This is a genomic window from Borrelia sp. A-FGy1 (assembly GCF_014084025.1).
Classification (GTDB): Bacteria; Spirochaetota; Spirochaetia; order Borreliales; family Borreliaceae; genus Borrelia.
In genome coordinates this window covers 111,509-128,659 of sequence record NZ_CP043682.1, presented here as the reverse complement: position 1 = coordinate 128,659, position 17,151 = coordinate 111,509, and the positions used below count along the sequence as shown (strand labels likewise).

General features: G+C 28.0%; 14 protein-coding genes and 1 pseudogene. All 15 read left to right on the top strand.

Annotation, left to right across the window (positions count from 1 at the left end; translation table 11 throughout):
• Window positions 1-15 precede the first annotated feature (15 nt).
• On the top strand, window positions 16-2,718 hold the full coding sequence (gene greA, locus F0310_RS00625; RefSeq protein WP_182117045.1) for a transcription elongation factor GreA: 2,703 nt from the start codon (window positions 16-18) through the stop codon (window positions 2,716-2,718).
• 9 nt (window positions 2,719-2,727) lie between these two features.
• A complete protein-coding gene (gene recA / locus F0310_RS00620) occupies window positions 2,728-3,834 on the top strand; it encodes a recombinase RecA (protein ID WP_182117044.1) in 1,107 nt (368 codons plus the stop codon).
• Between the two features lie 99 nt (window positions 3,835-3,933).
• Window positions 3,934-4,687: pseudogene (locus F0310_RS00615) on the top strand (pseudouridine synthase).
• A complete protein-coding gene (gene cmk / locus F0310_RS00610) occupies window positions 4,671-5,324 on the top strand; it encodes a (d)CMP kinase (protein WP_182117042.1) in 654 nt (217 codons plus the stop codon). The pseudogene F0310_RS00615 and the gene cmk overlap by 17 nt, the downstream one beginning before the upstream one ends.
• 18 nt (window positions 5,325-5,342) lie before the next feature.
• Window positions 5,343-7,004: a 30S ribosomal protein S1 gene (locus F0310_RS00605; RefSeq protein WP_182117041.1), complete on the top strand. Its 1,662-nt coding sequence runs from the start codon at window positions 5,343-5,345 to the stop codon at window positions 7,002-7,004.
• Window positions 6,997-7,605, top strand: a complete 609-nt coding sequence (locus tag F0310_RS00600; protein ID WP_182117040.1) for a hypothetical protein — start codon at window positions 6,997-6,999, stop codon at window positions 7,603-7,605. Before F0310_RS00605 ends, F0310_RS00600 begins: the two co-directional genes overlap by 8 nt.
• A gap of 24 nt (window positions 7,606-7,629) precedes the next feature.
• Complete coding sequence (locus tag F0310_RS00595; RefSeq protein WP_182117039.1) at window positions 7,630-8,394, top strand: hypothetical protein; 765 nt, start codon at window positions 7,630-7,632, stop codon at window positions 8,392-8,394.
• 13 nt (window positions 8,395-8,407) lie between these two features.
• A complete protein-coding gene (locus F0310_RS00590; protein ID WP_182117038.1) occupies window positions 8,408-8,686 on the top strand; it encodes a hypothetical protein in 279 nt (92 codons plus the stop codon).
• Between the two features lie 606 nt (window positions 8,687-9,292).
• Window positions 9,293-10,066, top strand: coding sequence for a 30S ribosomal protein S2 (gene rpsB, locus F0310_RS00585; RefSeq protein ID WP_182117037.1), 774 nt, complete (start codon window positions 9,293-9,295; stop codon window positions 10,064-10,066).
• Window positions 10,067-10,078: 12 nt separating this feature from the next.
• Window positions 10,079-10,915 carry a translation elongation factor Ts gene (tsf, locus tag F0310_RS00580; protein WP_182117036.1) on the top strand — a complete coding sequence of 279 codons (837 nt, stop codon included), beginning with the start codon at window positions 10,079-10,081 and terminating at the stop codon, window positions 10,913-10,915.
• 55 nt (window positions 10,916-10,970) lie between these two features.
• Window positions 10,971-11,525 (top strand): ribosome recycling factor, encoded by a 555-nt coding sequence (frr, locus tag F0310_RS00575; protein ID WP_182117035.1) that lies wholly within the window; start codon window positions 10,971-10,973, stop codon window positions 11,523-11,525.
• 4 nt (window positions 11,526-11,529) lie between these two features.
• A complete protein-coding gene (gene uppS / locus F0310_RS00570) occupies window positions 11,530-12,222 on the top strand; it encodes a polyprenyl diphosphate synthase (protein ID WP_182117034.1) in 693 nt (230 codons plus the stop codon).
• On the top strand, window positions 12,212-13,075 hold the full coding sequence (locus tag F0310_RS00565; protein ID WP_182117033.1) for a phosphatidate cytidylyltransferase: 864 nt from the start codon (window positions 12,212-12,214) through the stop codon (window positions 13,073-13,075). Before uppS ends, F0310_RS00565 begins: the two co-directional genes overlap by 11 nt.
• A gap of 18 nt (window positions 13,076-13,093) precedes the next feature.
• Entirely contained in the window at window positions 13,094-14,383 is a 1,290-nt protein-coding gene (rseP, locus tag F0310_RS00560; RefSeq protein WP_182117032.1) for an RIP metalloprotease RseP, read from the top strand.
• Between the two features lie 930 nt (window positions 14,384-15,313).
• Complete coding sequence (locus tag F0310_RS00555; protein ID WP_182117031.1) at window positions 15,314-17,005, top strand: PTS transporter subunit EIIC; 1,692 nt, start codon at window positions 15,314-15,316, stop codon at window positions 17,003-17,005.
• The last annotated feature ends 146 nt before the right edge of the window (window positions 17,006-17,151 follow it).

The window sequence follows — 17,151 nt, the reverse complement described above, 5'->3', positions numbered from 1 at the left end:
TATTAGGAGAGTTTAATGTCTAATATTACTATAGAAAAATTAGATAATATTTTGCAAGAAGATAAGTGGACAAGGATAGTTGTTAACAATTATTCTCTTACTAAGATAAAGGAATTAGATGGGTTAGTAGAAGATATCATTTGTAAAAATTTAACAGAAGAAGCTTTAGATATTTGCGGCAAGCATTTAAAAGATGTTAAAAAAAGTATTGCTGGTCTTTATGTTTCGGGTATGCTTATATATAGTAGGAGACCCCTTAATGATATGAGTTTGCTTACGGTTTTAGATTTATTTTCTCAGAATCTGAAGTGGTCTCTTGTTGAACACATATGTAATAAAATGCTTTTGATTTCTGAAAATAAACATGCGCTTTATACTCTTGCAAAGATATATGCTCAGAATAATGAGAATGATAAGCTGCCAGATGTGTGGGTTCGTATTGTTGAGGCTGATGTAGACGATACTACCTTTGTAAGACAGCTTGCCACTTATTATGAAAATATTGATATACAAAAATCTATATATTTTTTTAGAAAGGCTATTTATCGTTTTATTGAAAAAAAACAGATGTCAGGCATTCGTGAAGTATGGAATAAATTAACTCGATATGTTTCTGATGATTTTGACTCTTTTCTTCTTATATTGGCAAAGGTAGAAAAAGAACTTGGTTTTAAGAAAGTTGTAGTTCTTTATGAAGATTTATATGAGCATTATTCTGCAAGTGGAAATGTAGATGAGACAATAGAAATTTTAAAGGGAATTTTAAAACTAGACAATAAAAATCAGAGAGCAAGAGAAAATTTGGTTCTTTTTTTAAGAGAAAAGTATAAGGATGTTAAAAATATTGAAGAGTATCTTGAAAAGTCTGATATTGAAAGCTTAGATAAAAATTTTATTGATGTTTATTCTGATTTTGAAAAGTATTTATTTTTTGCTAAGGGTAATTTTGTATATCATCAAACTTGGTCTGTTGGAATAGTTAAAGATGTAAATGATCAAGGTATTGTTGTTGATTTTGTATCAAAGCGAGGACATTTTATTAGTTTTGATATGGCCATATCTGCTTTGTCTCCCCTTGAAAAAGAAGATATACGAGTTTTAAAGGCTATTAAACCAAAAGAAGAACTTATAGAAAATATTAAAAGAGATGTTGAATGGGCATTAAAGATTATTATTAAAAGCTATAAATCAATCGATCTTAAGGGAATAAAGAAAGAGCTTGTTCCAAGTTTGATGACTCAAAATGTATGGAATGCTTGGAGTATTAAAGCTAAGCAAATTTTAAAAGATAATCCTCATTTTGTAATGGCATCTGGCAGAATAGATTGCTATATATATAACGAAAGAGCTTCTAATTTTAATGAAAAAGTTTACGATAAATTTAAAGTAGAGAAAGATTTTTATAAGAGATATGAAATTTTTATTAATTATTGCAATGTAAGTGGCGTTGAAAGAAATTTACATGTTGAAGAAGAAATGCTTAATTATTTTTTAATTTATGTAAATAATTTTACAAAAGTTGATCATCATGTTATAAGTTCTTATGTAATACTTAAATCTTTAAAGAATTCTGAAAGTGAACTTGCTTTGAAGATTAATATTGAAAAGGATATTAATTTAGAGGTTCTTTTAAGGGAGTATTCTAAGGATATAGTGGATCTTTTTGATTCAATTTTGAGTTCAGAAATTAAGAAAGAATTGGTATCTTTGATTAAAGAAGAATTAGCTAATTGGGTTTTTTATTATAAAAGACTTTTCCCTTATTCTGTTAACAAAAAGTTAATTGATGCTCTTTATAAGGAAGATATAGGAGAAACAGAACAACTTTTTAATTATATTATAAAAAATTATAAAATATACAAAGACGCATATATTTGGCTTTTAAAGCATCATAATTCTTATTCTCTTAATTTAGCATATACCGATTCAGAGCTGTTAATAAATTTAGTTAAAATTTTAGCCGATAGCATTATTAAGATTAATAATAAAAATAATTCTGTTTCTAATAAGAGAATTTATAAGATGGTAATTAATCTTTTGATTAAGGATAAATATCTTAGTACATCTTTAAGTGAAATTATGAATGAAGAGCTTGCTAAAAGATTATATATGACTTGTTTTTATATAAAAGATTTTCCACCAAAGGATCTATTAGCCATTAAGACTTCAATAAGAACTGTGTTTGATAATATTGAATTTGAAGATGAGAAAATTCAAATGTCAGGAGATAAGGCTGAAGTAGGGTTTTTGACTATTTTGAGTTCTTTAAATAGAAAACAAAAGGAGTTGCAATATTTAAAGGATGTGGAGATACCTGAAAATTCTAAAGAAATTGGAAAGGCACGTGAACTTGGTGATTTGAAAGAAAATGCGGAGTATCACTCTGCAAAGGAAAGACAACAATTTTTAACAAAGAAAATGAATTCTCTTATGTTAGAAATAGATATGGCTAAGGTTATCGACACTAAAGAACTTCAAAGCTCTGTTGTTGGATTTGGAACAAAAGTCATTATTTTTAATAAGGATACAGAGAAAGAAGAATCTTATTTAATATTTGGACCTTGGGAGTCAAATCCAGATGAGGGTATTATTTCTTATAAATCTCCTTTTGGAGAAAATTTATTAGATGCTAAGGAAGGCGATCATCTTGATTTTGTAATAAATGAAACTCATTTTAGGTATTGTGTAAAAAAAATAGAGGCTGCTAGAATAAATTAGAAGAGAGAAATGTCAAAGTTAAAAAATCAAAGAGAAACTACTAGTGAAAATAATATGAGTGATAAGTTGAATAAAGAAAAAGCCATTGAGCTTGCTAGGATTCAAATAGAAAAAGATTTTGGAAAGGGAAGTCTTATTAAGATGGGAGAATCTCCTGTAGGTAGGGGTATTGAAAGTATATCTAGTGGCTCTATTTTGCTTGATGAGGCCATAGGTGTTGGAGGATATCCTAAGGGAAGGGTAGTGGAGATATTCGGGCCTGAATCTTCTGGTAAAACTACTTTAACTCTTCAAGCTATTGCTGAGGTACAAAGAGGGGGTGGTATAGCGGCTTTTATTGATGCTGAACATGCTCTTGATCCTGCTTATGCAAGAGCTTTAGGTGTAAATGTTGATGAACTTTGGCTGAGTCAGCCCGATACGGGAGAGCAGGCGCTTGAAATTGCTGAATATCTAATTAGAAGTGGAGGAGTTGATTTAATTGTTGTCGATTCTGTTGCTGCTTTAACACCGCAGGCGGAGATAGATGGAGAGATGGGAGATGCTCATATTGGACTTCAAGCAAGATTAATGAGTAAAGCTTTAAGAAAGATTACAGGAATATTATCTAAATCTAATTCTTGCATGATGTTTATTAATCAAATAAGAATGAGAATAGGCGTTATGTTTGGTAGTCCAGAGACTACTACAGGAGGTAATGCTTTAAAATTTTATTCTTCACTTCGCATTGAGGTTAGGAAAATTGACCAAGTTACGGGGAATTCTTCTGATGATGTTATTGGCAATAAAATAAGAGTTAAAATTGTCAAAAATAAATTAGCTCCTCCTTTCCGTAAAGTAGAGCTTGTTATTTATTTTGGTAAAGGTATTTCTCGTGAGGCTAGTATATTAGACGCTTCAGTTAAATATGGTTTGATACAAAAAACAGGTTCTTGGTATTCTATGAGAAATGATAAATTAGGGCAAGGGAGAGAGAGTGTTATTAATTATCTTACTAAAGAGAAAGAGATTGCCAATGAACTTGAGAGTAGACTTAGAAAGATAATTTTTGAAAATTTTACTGAAGATTCTTTTGATGTTGAAGAATTGAAAGTTGAGCAAGCAAAAGAAAATTAGTTGAATTTCTGTTGATTTCTTTTAGGGATTTTATTTTTGATATCTCTTAAAGTAATCTTTTTTATATCTTATTTATATGGCTGAGAGGAAAAATTGTTGATATCAGGAATTGAAGAGCTTAGAGTTCATGTTTTTTTGGCTAATAAAGGCTTGGATTCAAGAAGAAGTTGCGAAAATCTTGTTAGAAACCATTTTGTAAGAATAAACGACAGACTTGCAAAGGTAGGAGATAAGGTAATTTTAGGAGATAAAGTAGAATGTAAGGGTCGTATATTTGTTTTTAAGAAGTCTAAGACTGATAGTAAGCTTTATATATCGCTTCATAAACCTAAGAATTATTTGTGTTCTAATTTTGATCCAAGTGGAAGAAGATTGGCAATATCTTTGGTTCAACCTTTATTTAAAGAGAGGCTATTTTCAATTGGTAGACTTGATTTTAAAAGTTCTGGACTTTTAATTTTTACTAATGATGGTCAATTTGCAAATAATATTGTTCATCCAAGGAATGAAATAGAAAAGGAATATGTTATCGAGTCAAAAAAGAATATTAATGAGGATTTACTTATTAATTTTAAGCGGGGAATAAGAATAGGTGGGGAAACTTTTAGGTTAAAATCTTATGTAATGCTCAATGAGAATTCTGCTAAATTAGTCTTAAATGAGGGTAAGAATAGGGAAATTAGGAAAGTTTTTTTAAGTAGAAATATTTTTTTGAAAAAGATTCATAGAATTAGAATAGGAAATATTAAATTAAATGATTTAAGAGAGGGTCAAATTAGAATTATTCCTTTAATTAAAATTGATAAATTAAAAGCAGAGCTTTTAAGAGGAGTTAAATGATCATAGCAATTGATGGTCCTTCGGCTTCAGGAAAAAGTTCAATTGCAAAAGAATTAGGAATAAGGCTAGGCTTTAAGTTTATTAGTTCTGGCTATCTTTATAGAATAATAACTTTAATTGCACAGCAATTTACTTTGAATGAATATGATTTACTTAGTGAGAGAAAAATTTTAGAACTTATTTCTAAAAATGATATCAAGTTTGATGGTACTGATTTTTTGCTTAATGATGAAATTGTTATAAGACATATTTTGAATGATAAGATAGATCTTCAAGTTGCTCTGTATTCATCTTATGTGGGGGTTAGAGATATTGTTAATAAAAAATTAAGAGAATTGGTTAAATTAGATAATGATAATTATATAATAGAAGGTAGAGATATTACTACTGTAGTTTTTTCAGAAGCAGAATTTAAGATATATTTGGATGCTTCTATTAAAGTGCGTGCTTTAAGGCGACATAAACAAAGAAATGGAGATATGCCTTTAAATGAGTTAGAGTATGCGCTAGAAAGACGAGATGAGATTGATAAGAATAAAAATTATGGTAGATTGAAATTAGCTAAAGATGTTTTTTATATTGATACAAGTTATAAGTCCTTAGATGATGTATGTGATAGTATTATAAAGATTTTGAATTTGAAAAAATGATATAGAGAGGTGGTAAGCATGGAAAATCAAGAAGATTTACAAGAAAGTTATCTGAAGGTTCTTGAAAAGGTAGATCTTGGAAGTAATGTTTCTGGTATTGTTGTAAATATTATGAGAGACTATGTACTTGTAGATATTGGTTATAAATCTGAAGGTTTTATTAAAATTAGTGAATTTGATAATATTCCAAATATTGGAGATAAGATTGATGCAATAGTTACAAGAATAGGAGGAGAATTAGGTTTGATTCTTAGTGTAGAAAAGTTTCACTCTCTGAGTTTTCAAGACAAGGTTGATGAATATATTCTAAATAGAAAAGTAATTAAGGGCAAAGTTTTATTTGAGATGTCAAGTGGATATAAGATTCAGATTAATGAAAATACTATTGGATTTATGCCATTGTATTTAAGTTCTAAGTCTAAAGATGAAAAATTAAAAAAAGGTTCGATTGTTGAGTTTTATGTTATTGAAGCAATTAAGACTGATGGTTTGAGACTTATACTTGATAGGCGGACTTTAGAATGGGAACGAGAGATTGAAAAGAGGAAGGAGTTTGTTAGTTCTTATAATGAAGGAGATATAGTTGATGGAGTTGTTGAGAAAATTATAGAGTATGGGGCTATTATAAGGATTAAAGATTTTGTTTTAGGAATATTAAATAAAAGGAATATTGCCTTTACTCGTGTTGAAAATATTGAGGATTTTATTCGTGTTGGTGATAGATTGAAATTGAAAATTATTAAACTAAATCTGAAGACAGCAAAGATGGAGTTATCTCTTAAGGCTTTAAAGACAAACCCTTGGGATTCTATTGAATCTAAATATGTAGTTGAAAGTATTGTGAAGGGAAAGGTTGTCAAAATATTACCCTTTGGTGCTGTAGTTGAGCTTGATAGTGAGATATCGGGATTTCTTCATGTAAGTAATTTTTCTTGGGTAAGAGCGATAAAGAGTCCTAGAGAAGTGGTTAAGGTCGGGCAAATTATAGAAGTTAAAATTTTAGAAATAGATAAAAAAAATCAAAGAATATCTTTAGGTATTAAACAAGTTAATGGAAATCCTTGGGATAATTTAGCTGATAGGTTTTCTGTTGGGAAAATTATTCAGGGTGTTGTTAAAAATATAACAAAAACAGGTGCCTTTATTAATATTGAAGAAGGTATAGATGCATATATTAGTAAATTTGATATTTCTTGGTTAAATGATATTAATCCTGAGGATTACTTTAAATTGGGGAGTTCTATTAGTGGAAAAATTATTGAGTTTGATGCAAAGAGACAAAATATTAGATTGGGTATTAAACAGTTGGAAGAGAATCCTTGGGATGATTTTGCTAGGAGTTATAAAAAAGGCGATTCTCTTGAAGTAGAAGTTGTTGAGAAAAAATCGAAAGGACTTCAAGTAAAAGTTTATAACAAAATAATGGGATTTATTAGTAAAATACAACTTGGAGATACTAAAGAATCTAGCATGGATACTTTTGATAATTTGAATATTGGAGATAAGTTAAAAGTTGTATTAACAAATATTGATTCTAAGAATAAATTGGTTTTGCTTTCTTATAGAGAATATAAGAGTCAAAAATCAAGAGAGGAAATTTCTTCTTACTTGTTTAAGGAAGATGAAGGAGAGTCTTATAAGCCATTTGAAAATTTACTTAAAAGGAAAGCTGATGTTTAAAGGTGGGGGTTTGCTAGGAATCATTGCGGTTGTTATTATTGCCTTTGTTGGTGTTGTCTCTTTTTTTTATAATTCTATTGATGTAGATTATGTTAAGACAGGAGGAGAAATAGTAGAAAAGCTTGAATCTGATTTAAATATTTATTTGAGAGAAAAAAATATGGAGGAAAGGGATAAGATAGATGGTAGAATAAATGAATATATAAACAAGATAACAGAGGTTTCTTATGAATTTATTCCGAGGTTTTATCTTGCAAGATCTACTTATTTTCAGAGTAAAGGATTATATAATGAAGCCCTTTCTGATTTAGATATTGTTCTTAATTCTAAGTGGATTGAGAGAGAAATAGCTTGTATTAATAAAGCTGTAATTTATGAAAAAATGGGTAAAATAGAAGATGCTTTATTGACATATGATATGATTATTAAACAAACAAAATTTAACTTTATTAAGATTAAGGCTTTGATTGGTAAGGCTTTAATTATTGAAAGTAGAGATAAAAATATAGCTATAGGTATATACGATGAAATTTCTAAATTTTCTTATGAAAATAATTTATATGTAAATATAGCCAAGAATAAGCTTTTGCAGCTTAAGTAACTCAATTTTATTTATTTTATAATAATGAGAAAAAATTTTGCTAGTATATTAAGTTTTTCTTTATTGGTTTTAGGGTGTGGCCTTGAGGATATTACTATAGTTGACCCTCCTATTAGGGTCGATAATAGGGCATCTAGGGATACTCTTGCTTTTTTGCTACCCCCTGGATATTTTAATAAATTGAATACTTCTAAAATTAAAGGATTCGATATCTATTATAAATTTTATCCGGAGGGTTCAAATTATCATTATGATAGTTTTGCAAAGACAGTTCAAAAGGATTTCGATGCTTTAAAGGGAGTTTTTAATAATGTTTCTGAGTTTAATAGTAGAGGATTCTATAAGATAAATCTACATGAGAATCAATTTTCAGGTAGGCCAACTTTAAAATTAGATAAAAGTTGGATTGATAGAAAATTTCCTTTATATTTTGAACTTAATTTTGAGGCTTTAAGAAAGAATACCCCTGGATCAGTTTTTATTAGTATAAGGAAAGGTAGTAATTCTTCTGCTCCTGTTATTGATGAAGTTAAAACTGTGTATAGATCTTATGTCGTTGATGGCTTATATGTTGAATTTTGTGAGGCTCTTAAAAAGAATAAAGTTTCAGATATTGATCAAAGACCTTTTGATCTTAAGCATATTGATAATGATTTTTTCACAAGAGATGTTTCTCCTAAATATAATTTAGTAATTTTTGTTATGGCAGTAGGTAATCTCATAGAAGATGATCTTTATAGTGTTATGTTAAATATAGGTAGCTTAGGTAGCTTTAGATTAGAGACTTAGTTAAGGGTGATTTATGATAACATTTTTTTTCCATTTAATTTTAACTAATATTGTTATTTCTTTTGTGGTTAGTTTTTTTGTTGTTTTTTTTGGTATATTAAAGTTTGGGTTTTTATTAGTTTATTTTATAAGTTTTTTAGGAAGTATTTTATTTTTATTTTTTATCTCTTTTTTTTATTCTGATTATTATAATAGGCAAATAGATTTTTTAATTTATTTATTTCCAATTATTGGTTCGATAGTTTTTGTGTCTTTATTAAGATTTTCTGAGAAAAATAAGAATGATTTGTAAGGATAGTTTGATATAGTTTTTTTATCTATTTCTATATCTATTTCTAATTTTATAGACTTTAAAATTAATTTTGTGTTTCTTAGTATTGAAGTTGATGGGAATTCAATAATGAAAATGGCAGAAAATAAAGGTGATCTATAAAGAGAATAATCTTTCTTAGATTTTCAGGTGCTTTTGAAAAATAGTGTAGAGATGGGGGATAAATGTTTAATTATAGTTGATGTTTTTAAGGGAATGGGTTTAAATTACATTGGTAAAATAATAGGAATATAGAAACAATCTTGATGGGATAGATGTTAATTTTATATATTTGTTTCGGTTAAATAGAAAATAGTCGAAGCATGTGAGATTTTATTTATTCACTTTAAATAGCTAAATAAGAATTTTTTATCATTATGTTTCACTTGGATATTGTAGAAATAAAGAAAGAGGACATATCAGTATCAGTTTTAAGAATGGATTTATAAATGTTTAATTGAGCATATTAATTGCAGTTACTCAGCTATAATAGGCTTACCTATTGGTTTGTTTTATGATATTCTTATTAGAGAAAAATAATATTCGCTATGTAGATAGTGAGCAAAGAGAGGGATTTAGGAGGTTATTTTGGCAGTTATTACGATGAAGAGTCTTTTGGAAGCTGGAGTTCATTTTGGGCATCAGGTAAAAAGACTTGATCCTAGGATGAAGAGATTTATCTTTTCTGAGAGAAATGAAATACATATTTTGGATTTGCAAAAAACTTTGCAAGGAATTAAGGATTCTTATGAACTTGTACAAAGTGTTATAAAGAGTGGTAAAAAAGTTTTGTTTGTTGGGACTAAAAAACAAGCAAGTGAAATCATTGAACAGGAAGCTAAAAGAAGTGATATGCCTTATGTGAACAATAGATGGCTTGGTGGGATGCTTTCAAACTTTAATACTATTAAAAAATCAGTTCAAAAGTTAAAAAAGTTAGAAAAAATGGAAGTTGATGGTACTTTTGATATGATAAGCAAAAAGGAAATTTCTCAACTTAATCGAGAAAAGTTTAAATTAGCTAAAAATTTGACGGGGATTAAAGATATGGAAGATCTTCCAGGTGCTGTTTTTATTATTGATCCTAAAAGAGAACAAATAGTTATTAATGAAGCTAGAAAGCTTGGTATTCCTATTGTCTCAGTTGTCGATACAAATTGTAATCCAGATGTCATTGATTATCCAATTCCTGGAAATGATGATGCAATTCGTTCTGTGGCCTTATTTACTAAAATCATATCTGATGCCATACTTGAGAGTGATAAAGAAGTAGGAATTCAAATAGTAGAGAACTTAAATGAAGAAGACTTGATGAATGAGATTGAAGTTAAAAATGGTATTGAGAAAGAATTAAAAGAGTAGGAGAAGATCAGTATGAATGTTAGTCCTCAAGAGGTAAAAAGACTTAGAAATACAACTGGAGCTGGATTTGGTGATTGTAAGAAAGCTTTAGAGATTGCCGGAGGTGATTTTGAATTAGCCAAGAAGAAACTCAGAGAGATGGGAATTGCATCTGCCGATAAGAGAAGTAATAGAGATGCTAAAGAAGGTCGAGTATTTTCTTATGCAAATATGGATAGAGTGGGTCTTTTGCTTATTTCATGTGAAACAGATTTTGTTGCCATGAATAATGATTTTATATCTTTTGGAAATTCTTTAATAAAAAATTTAGTTGAAAATGCTAGAGATTCTTTAAATGAAGAACAGGAGCATGGAATTAAGAATTTAGCAGCTACTATAAAAGAAAATATTCAAGTAAAGAAGATTTTTATTACAAATGTTTCATCTAATGAACTTGTTAAGTATTATCTTCATGGTGAGCAGTCTAAAATAGGTGTTTTTGTTAAGTTACGAGTTGATAATTCTTTGAAAATAGGAGATGAAAGGTTGAATAGACTTGCGATGGATTTGGCATTGCATGTGGCTGCTTTTGCGCCTATTTATTTAAGTGTTGATAGTATTTGTCCTAATTACATAAAGGAGCAAGAAGAGATATTTATTAACCAGGTGAAAAATAGTGGAAAATCTGAAAATGTAATTAAGGGAATAGTATCTGGAAAACTTAAAAAGCATTTAAGTGAGGTTTCTCTTTTAGAACAGAATTTTGTAAAAGATGATAAATTAACTGTTAAAGAAAAAATAGAAGAGATTTCAAGGTTAATTTTGAGTAAGATAGATATAATTGATTTTAAATATTTAGGTGTTAGATGATTATTTTTAATGATTTTCATATTTCCTTATTTTTTTTAAAAAGGGGGGTGATTGAGTGGAGAAATATAAGGCTTTACTAGAAGAAAAAGTAAACAAAATTCTTTTGTCTCTTGAGAATGAATATAAATCTTTAAGAACAGGCAGGATAAATAATGCTCTTTTTGACAAAATATTGGTTGATTGTTATGGAGAAAAAATTCCTTTAACTAGGGTTGCTAATGTTAGCATACCAGAAGCGAGACTTGTTATAATTCAACCTTGGGATAAGAGTTTATTGGGCAAAATAGAGCAGGCTATACTTAATTCAGATCTTTCCATGAATCCTTCAAATGATGGATTTGTACTTAGAATTAAAGTTCCTGCTTTGACTGTTGAGAGGCGTAAGGAGATAGTAAAGCAGGCAAAAAAAATAGCAGAAGAATATAAAGTTATGGTTAGGAATGTTAGGCAGGAGTTAAATAGTAAGGCAAAAAGCCAAGAAAAAGATTCTGAGATTACAGAGGATGGTTTATGGCGTATTTTAGATGAAATACAAAAGGGTATTAATTCTTATATTAAAAGAATAGACAAAATTTTAGAGTCAAAAACAAAAGAGATTATGGAAGTTTAAATTTATGTGCATAAATTCTCTTCCAATGCATGTTGGAATAATCATGGATGGCAATAGGAGATGGGCTTTAAATAAAGGTGTTTCTTTGCTTGAAGGGCATAGAGAGGGATTAAAGAACGCTAAGGATATAATTAAACATTCTGTTAAGCTAGGTATAAAATATTTATCACTTTATGTATTTTCTACAGAAAATTGGAGCAGAACGCAATATGAGATAGAATATTTAATGTTTTTAATTGCTAATTACTTAAATTCTGAGTTTGAATTTTATAGTGAAAATAATGTAAAAGTAGTAGTTTCAGGGGATATTGAAGCTTTAGAAAGAAGAGTAAGGGAATCAATTATTGATACTATTAATTTTACTAAAAATTTTACTGGTCTTATTTTAAATTTAGCTATTAACTATGGTGGACGAAATGAAATAGTGAGAGCTGTTAAAAGAATTATGAATAGTGATTTAAAAATTAATTCTTTAAACGAAATTGAATTTGCAAGATTTTTAGACAATCCAGAGCTTTGTGAAATTGATCTTTTGATACGTACTGGAGGAGAGATGAGGATAAGTAATTTTTTTTTATGGAGAGTTGCTTATTGTGAATTTATTTTTTCAAATATTTTGTGGCCCGAATATTCTATTTCTCATTATGATAAAGATTTGAAATGTTTTGAAAAAAGGAAGAGAAATTTTGGGAAATAGAAATTTATTTGAACTTAAGTCTAGAAAGTTGGCATTCATTAAACGACTTGGAACATTTTTATTTTTTGTACCCTTAGTTTTATTTTTGATATTTTTAGAGTTTAAAAATTATTTATTTATTAATATTCTAATTTTTATTTTTAGTGGATTTTCTGCAAAGGAGGTTAATGATTTGCTTAAAGCTAAATCTTCTTCTATTTCGAATACTCTAGCATTCTTTTTGGGTATATCACCTCCAATTTTGACATATGTACATTTTAATATTTTTGATTTAGGTATCAACATAATATTTTATTTAGTTATAACTTTAGTTTTTAGCAATTGGATTGTTAATTTAGCTTTCATTAAGGAGCATGAAATTGTTAATTTTTTATCGCAGGCCACTTCGATAATTTTTATACTTATATATCCTGGTGTTTTAATTTCATTTATTGTCGCTATTACAACTTTACCAAAAGCTCCTATTCTCTTATTAATACTTTTCTCTATGGTGAGTGGTAATGATACTTTTGCTTATCTTATTGGGTACTTTTTTGGAAAAAATAGTTTTAGGCCCACAATTATTAGTCCTAATAAAACTATAATGGGATTTTTGGGTGGAATATTATTTTCTGCTTTTGTTGCAATATTTGTAGTATTTTTAGGAGTTATAAATTTAACATATGGAGAAGCTGTGGTTTTTGGTATTTTAATGGGATTTTTTACTATTGTTGGTGATTTGTTTGAATCTGGGCTTAAACGTAGTGCATCAGTTAAAGACTCTGGAAATATTATCCCTGGCAGAGGTGGTGCTCTTGATTCAATCGATTCATTTCTTTTAGCAGGTCCTATATTTTATTTATGCTTGGCATAAAGCTTTTGGGAGGAATTTATGTATATTTTTCTTAGTATTTTGGGCTTTACTTTAATAATATTCGTCCATGAATTGGGTCATTTTTTATTTGCAAAGCTTTTTAAGGTTAAAGTTGAAATTTTTTCTGTTGGGATAGGTCCTAGCATTTTTAAATTTAAAATTAAGGATACAGAGTATAGATTTTCTCCTTTTTTTTTGGGAGGATATTGCAAGCTTAAAGGATCTGAACACTTAGAAAATGAGCTTAAATTAAATAGGGAAATTGAAGCAGATAAAGATTCCCTTTTTGGTATTTCTAATTTTAAAAGGATTTTAATATATTTTGCAGGTCCTCTTTTTAATTTAATTTTGTCTTTTATTATTTTTATTGCAATAGATATGATAGGAATTGTATTTCTTGATTATTCTAATAAAATAACTGTTGTCGATAATAATTCTTTAATTAAGTTTAAAGATGGAGATGTTATTTTAAGCGTTAACAATGATGTCATAGGTTACTTTTCCGATTTAAAGAGATTTATTCCTGTAAAGGAATCTAAAATAGCTTTTACAGTTTTAAGAGATAATGAAGAAATTAATTTTGAAGAATATTTAAATATAGAAAAGTTTTTCAAGGAAATTGGTCCTTGGATAGATCTTGTGATTTCTAAGGTTGAGAGAAACTCTCCAGCTGAAGTTGCAGGTCTTAAAAAAAACGATAGGATAATAAGTATTAATGGTGTTATTTTAATTAATAATAAGCAGTTGCAAAATTTAATTATGAATCTCGATGTTGATAAGGTGGTTGAAGTTAAATATGATAGAAATGGGGAGGTTTTAACTTCTAATTTGGTATTTCAAGATACTAATAAAATTTTGGGTGTTTATTTTTTACCTCGTCTAGAAAGATTAGCTAGAGCAGATAATATTGGGATTGCTATTGTAAATTCTTTTAATAGAGTTTTAGGAATTTTAGGTGATATTCTATATTCCATTTTTGAATTGTTAATGAATTTTAAAAAGAGCTCCAGGTATATTGTAGGTCCTGTTGGGATTATTAATATTCTTGCCTACTCTTCTTCTATTGGGTTTTTATATTGGTTTAATACTATAGCTCTTTTTAATTTGCTAGTTGCTGGGATGAACCTATTTTTTATTATAATACCCATATTTGATGGAGGTCAAATTTTTATTAGTCTAATTGAAATTTTACGTGGTAAAAGATTTAAAGCAAAATTTATTTATTATTATTATGGTATTGGTATTTTTTTTGTGTTGGGACTTTTCATTTTAGGGCTTTTTAATGACTTAAGCAATATTTTAAGATAGATTAATTAACAGGAAATACATAATTTAACATAATCAAAAAATTAGAAAAGAAATTAGAAATATTAAATATGGAAAGCATCATTCATTCTAATGCTTATTATTGGGTTAAATTCCTTACTTATTTTACTTGTTGAGTATGTTATTTCTCCTATTGTATAAAGAATGCTACCAAATACTAGTCATGAAATCCTTTTAGATATAAGGAGTTATAGGTAAATTTAATTCTAAAAATAATCATCCGTCCTACAATTATAAATATTAATCCATTTAACCATACAATGCTGTTTATGTATTTATTTAGAATCATTCTCAAAGCAGTAAGAGCCCAAACAGCCAAAAGAATTATTTTTCCCATAAACATTTTTAGTATGGAGAATTAGATAAAGTTGGAGTATAGGTGCCTGCTATAAATATGAATATAGAGATATGGTTAGCTTTTTGAAATTTTTTATTTTATTTTCTTTTAAGAAAGTAAGGTAAAGAATATTCATTATGTATATTAATATCATTGAAAGTTAATAAGTAAAAATATTATTTCTTGAAATTTTTTTTGAAATAATTTATAGAGATAACAATAATAGCATCTTCTATATTTGGTAAAATAATGTCAAATAGGTAGGATATTGAACTAAAGATACTTGATATCTATATAAATTGAAGGTTTTATCTTTTACAAACATGAATTTATTCTTTTTTCTTTTATATTTTATTAAGTTTAAATTTGTTTTTGATATAATTATTATTAATTCAAAAAATATAATTCAAATGAAAATAGTAAATAAGGCATATAGATTTAATTTAAGATAATACTTAAGTCTATTTTCGCTTTATTAAATAGAATTTTACTCTTTAATTTTTGTTAAAGTATAATTTTTTGGAAAAAAGATATATAATGATATTGCTTTAAGTTTTTGAATGGAGAGGAGTGAAGTGATAAATTTTTTAAAAATTTTTAGGTTTGCAAAGTTACAAAAATTTGCAAATGCGATAAGTTTACCAATTTCTGTTTTGCCAATTTCTTGTTTAATGTTAGGAATTGGATCTGTTATGTCTAATCCTTCTAATTTACTTTATGTTGACAATAATGTTTTACAGAGTATTTTAGGGCTTATGAAGGCTACAGGTAATATTATTATATTAAACATACCTTTGCTTTTTGCTGTAGGAATTACTGTTGGAGTTGCAAGAACCCAAAAAGGAGCTGCTGCTCTTTCAGTACTTGTTGGATATTTGACTTTTAATGTTACTGAAAATTATTTTCTTGATATGTTTTCAGAGCTTGTTGATCCCAGTTTGATGTCTTCTATTGGGCAAGTCAATGTTCTTGGTATCCAAACTTTAAATACGGGTATTGTTGGATCTTTGCTAGTTGGACTTTTAGTTGGATATTTACATAATAGATTTTATGGAATTAAATTGCCTGCACCTTTTCATTTTTTTTCTGGATTTAGATTTGTACCTATAATAGTTTTTCCCTTTTGTATTTTGTTAGGTATATTATTTTGTTTTGTTTGGCCAAATCTTGATGAAATAATTACTTCTTGTGGATTATTTATTTCTAGATTTGATTATTTGGGTAGTTTTCTTTATGGTATGTTAAACAGGATACTTGTTCCTTTAGGTTTGCATTCTATTCTTACATTTCCTTTTAATTTTACTTCATTGGGAGGTATAGAAATGATTAATGGGCAGTCTATTGGCGGTATTCAGAATATATTTTATGCTCAGTTGTCTGATCCTAAGCTTACTAAATTTTATTCAGGACTTGCTAGGTATAGAAGTGGATTTTATCTTTCTATTATGTTTGGGTTACCAGGAGCAGCATTTGGAGTTTATAGGGGTATTATTCATGATGATAAGAGTAAAATTATGTCTCTTCTTTTTTCAGGTGCTATTACTGCTTTTTTAACAGGAATTACGGAGCCCTTAGAGTTTTTATTTGTTTTTACGGCACCTTTACTTTATTTTGTGCATGCTATCTATACAGGACTTGCATTATTAATTGCCAATATGTTTAATATTGCAATTGGATCTACATTTTCTACTGGATTTTTTGGTTTCTTTATGTATGGGATACTACAAGGAAATGATAAGACAAATTGGATTTATGTATTGCCCTTAGGAATTGCATTTTTTAGTTTATATTATTTTACTTTTAAATGGATTTATAATTATTTTGATTTTCAGCTTTTTGGTGTTGATGAACCATTTTTTGGTGGAAATGAAGGCAAGGTTGAGGGAATTGGGATAGCGCATCTTATAGTTCAAGGGCTTGGAGGTCTTGATAATATACAAGAGTTTGATATTGTATCAACAGATCTAAGATTTGTTGTATTTAGTCCTGAACTTGTATCTCAGGATTTACTTAAAGAAACAGGAACTTTAAATATTCTTATAAGTGATAATACAATTAGAATTGCTTATGGAACTCATGTCTATTATATAAAACAAGCAATTGAAAATTATTGTCCCAAGAGGCTTTTTGGAGCTAGTGTTGTTGTTGCTTCTGATCATGTAAAACAGGGAATTAAGGCTTATATTGAAATGAAAGAAGATGATAAACTTGAAAAAAAAGGTAAGATAGGGAAAGTTTATAGACTTAATAAAAAAAATGATGACTAAAGCTTGTGTTGATTCAATGTATTTAGTTATTGATTTATTGGTAAATAAATAAGAATAAGGGAATAGAAAAAATTTTCTAATTATTTTGAAAATTTTTTAAAAAAGGTTTTCTCAATATTGAAAAAAGTTATACACTCTTATATACT

Excerpts from the sequence above, each read along its gene's own strand:
- greA (WP_182117045.1), top strand. The coding sequence starts at position 16 with ATGTCTAATATTACTATAGAAAAATTAGATAATATTTTGCAAGAAGAT.
- F0310_RS00590 (WP_182117038.1), top strand. The coding sequence starts at position 8,408 with ATGATAACATTTTTTTTCCATTTAATTTTAACTAATATTGTTATTTCT.
- tsf (WP_182117036.1), top strand. The coding sequence starts at position 10,079 with ATGAATGTTAGTCCTCAAGAGGTAAAAAGACTTAGAAATACAACTGGA.
- F0310_RS00605 (WP_182117041.1), top strand. The coding sequence starts at position 5,343 with ATGGAAAATCAAGAAGATTTACAAGAAAGTTATCTGAAGGTTCTTGAA.
- rseP (WP_182117032.1), top strand. The coding sequence starts at position 13,094 with ATGTATATTTTTCTTAGTATTTTGGGCTTTACTTTAATAATATTCGTC.
- uppS (WP_182117034.1), top strand. The coding sequence starts at position 11,530 with ATGTGCATAAATTCTCTTCCAATGCATGTTGGAATAATCATGGATGGC.
- cmk (WP_182117042.1), top strand. The coding sequence starts at position 4,671 with ATGATCATAGCAATTGATGGTCCTTCGGCTTCAGGAAAAAGTTCAATT.
- F0310_RS00595 (WP_182117039.1), top strand. The coding sequence starts at position 7,630 with ATGAGAAAAAATTTTGCTAGTATATTAAGTTTTTCTTTATTGGTTTTA.
- F0310_RS00600 (WP_182117040.1), top strand. The coding sequence starts at position 6,997 with ATGTTTAAAGGTGGGGGTTTGCTAGGAATCATTGCGGTTGTTATTATT.
- recA (WP_182117044.1), top strand. The coding sequence starts at position 2,728 with ATGTCAAAGTTAAAAAATCAAAGAGAAACTACTAGTGAAAATAATATG.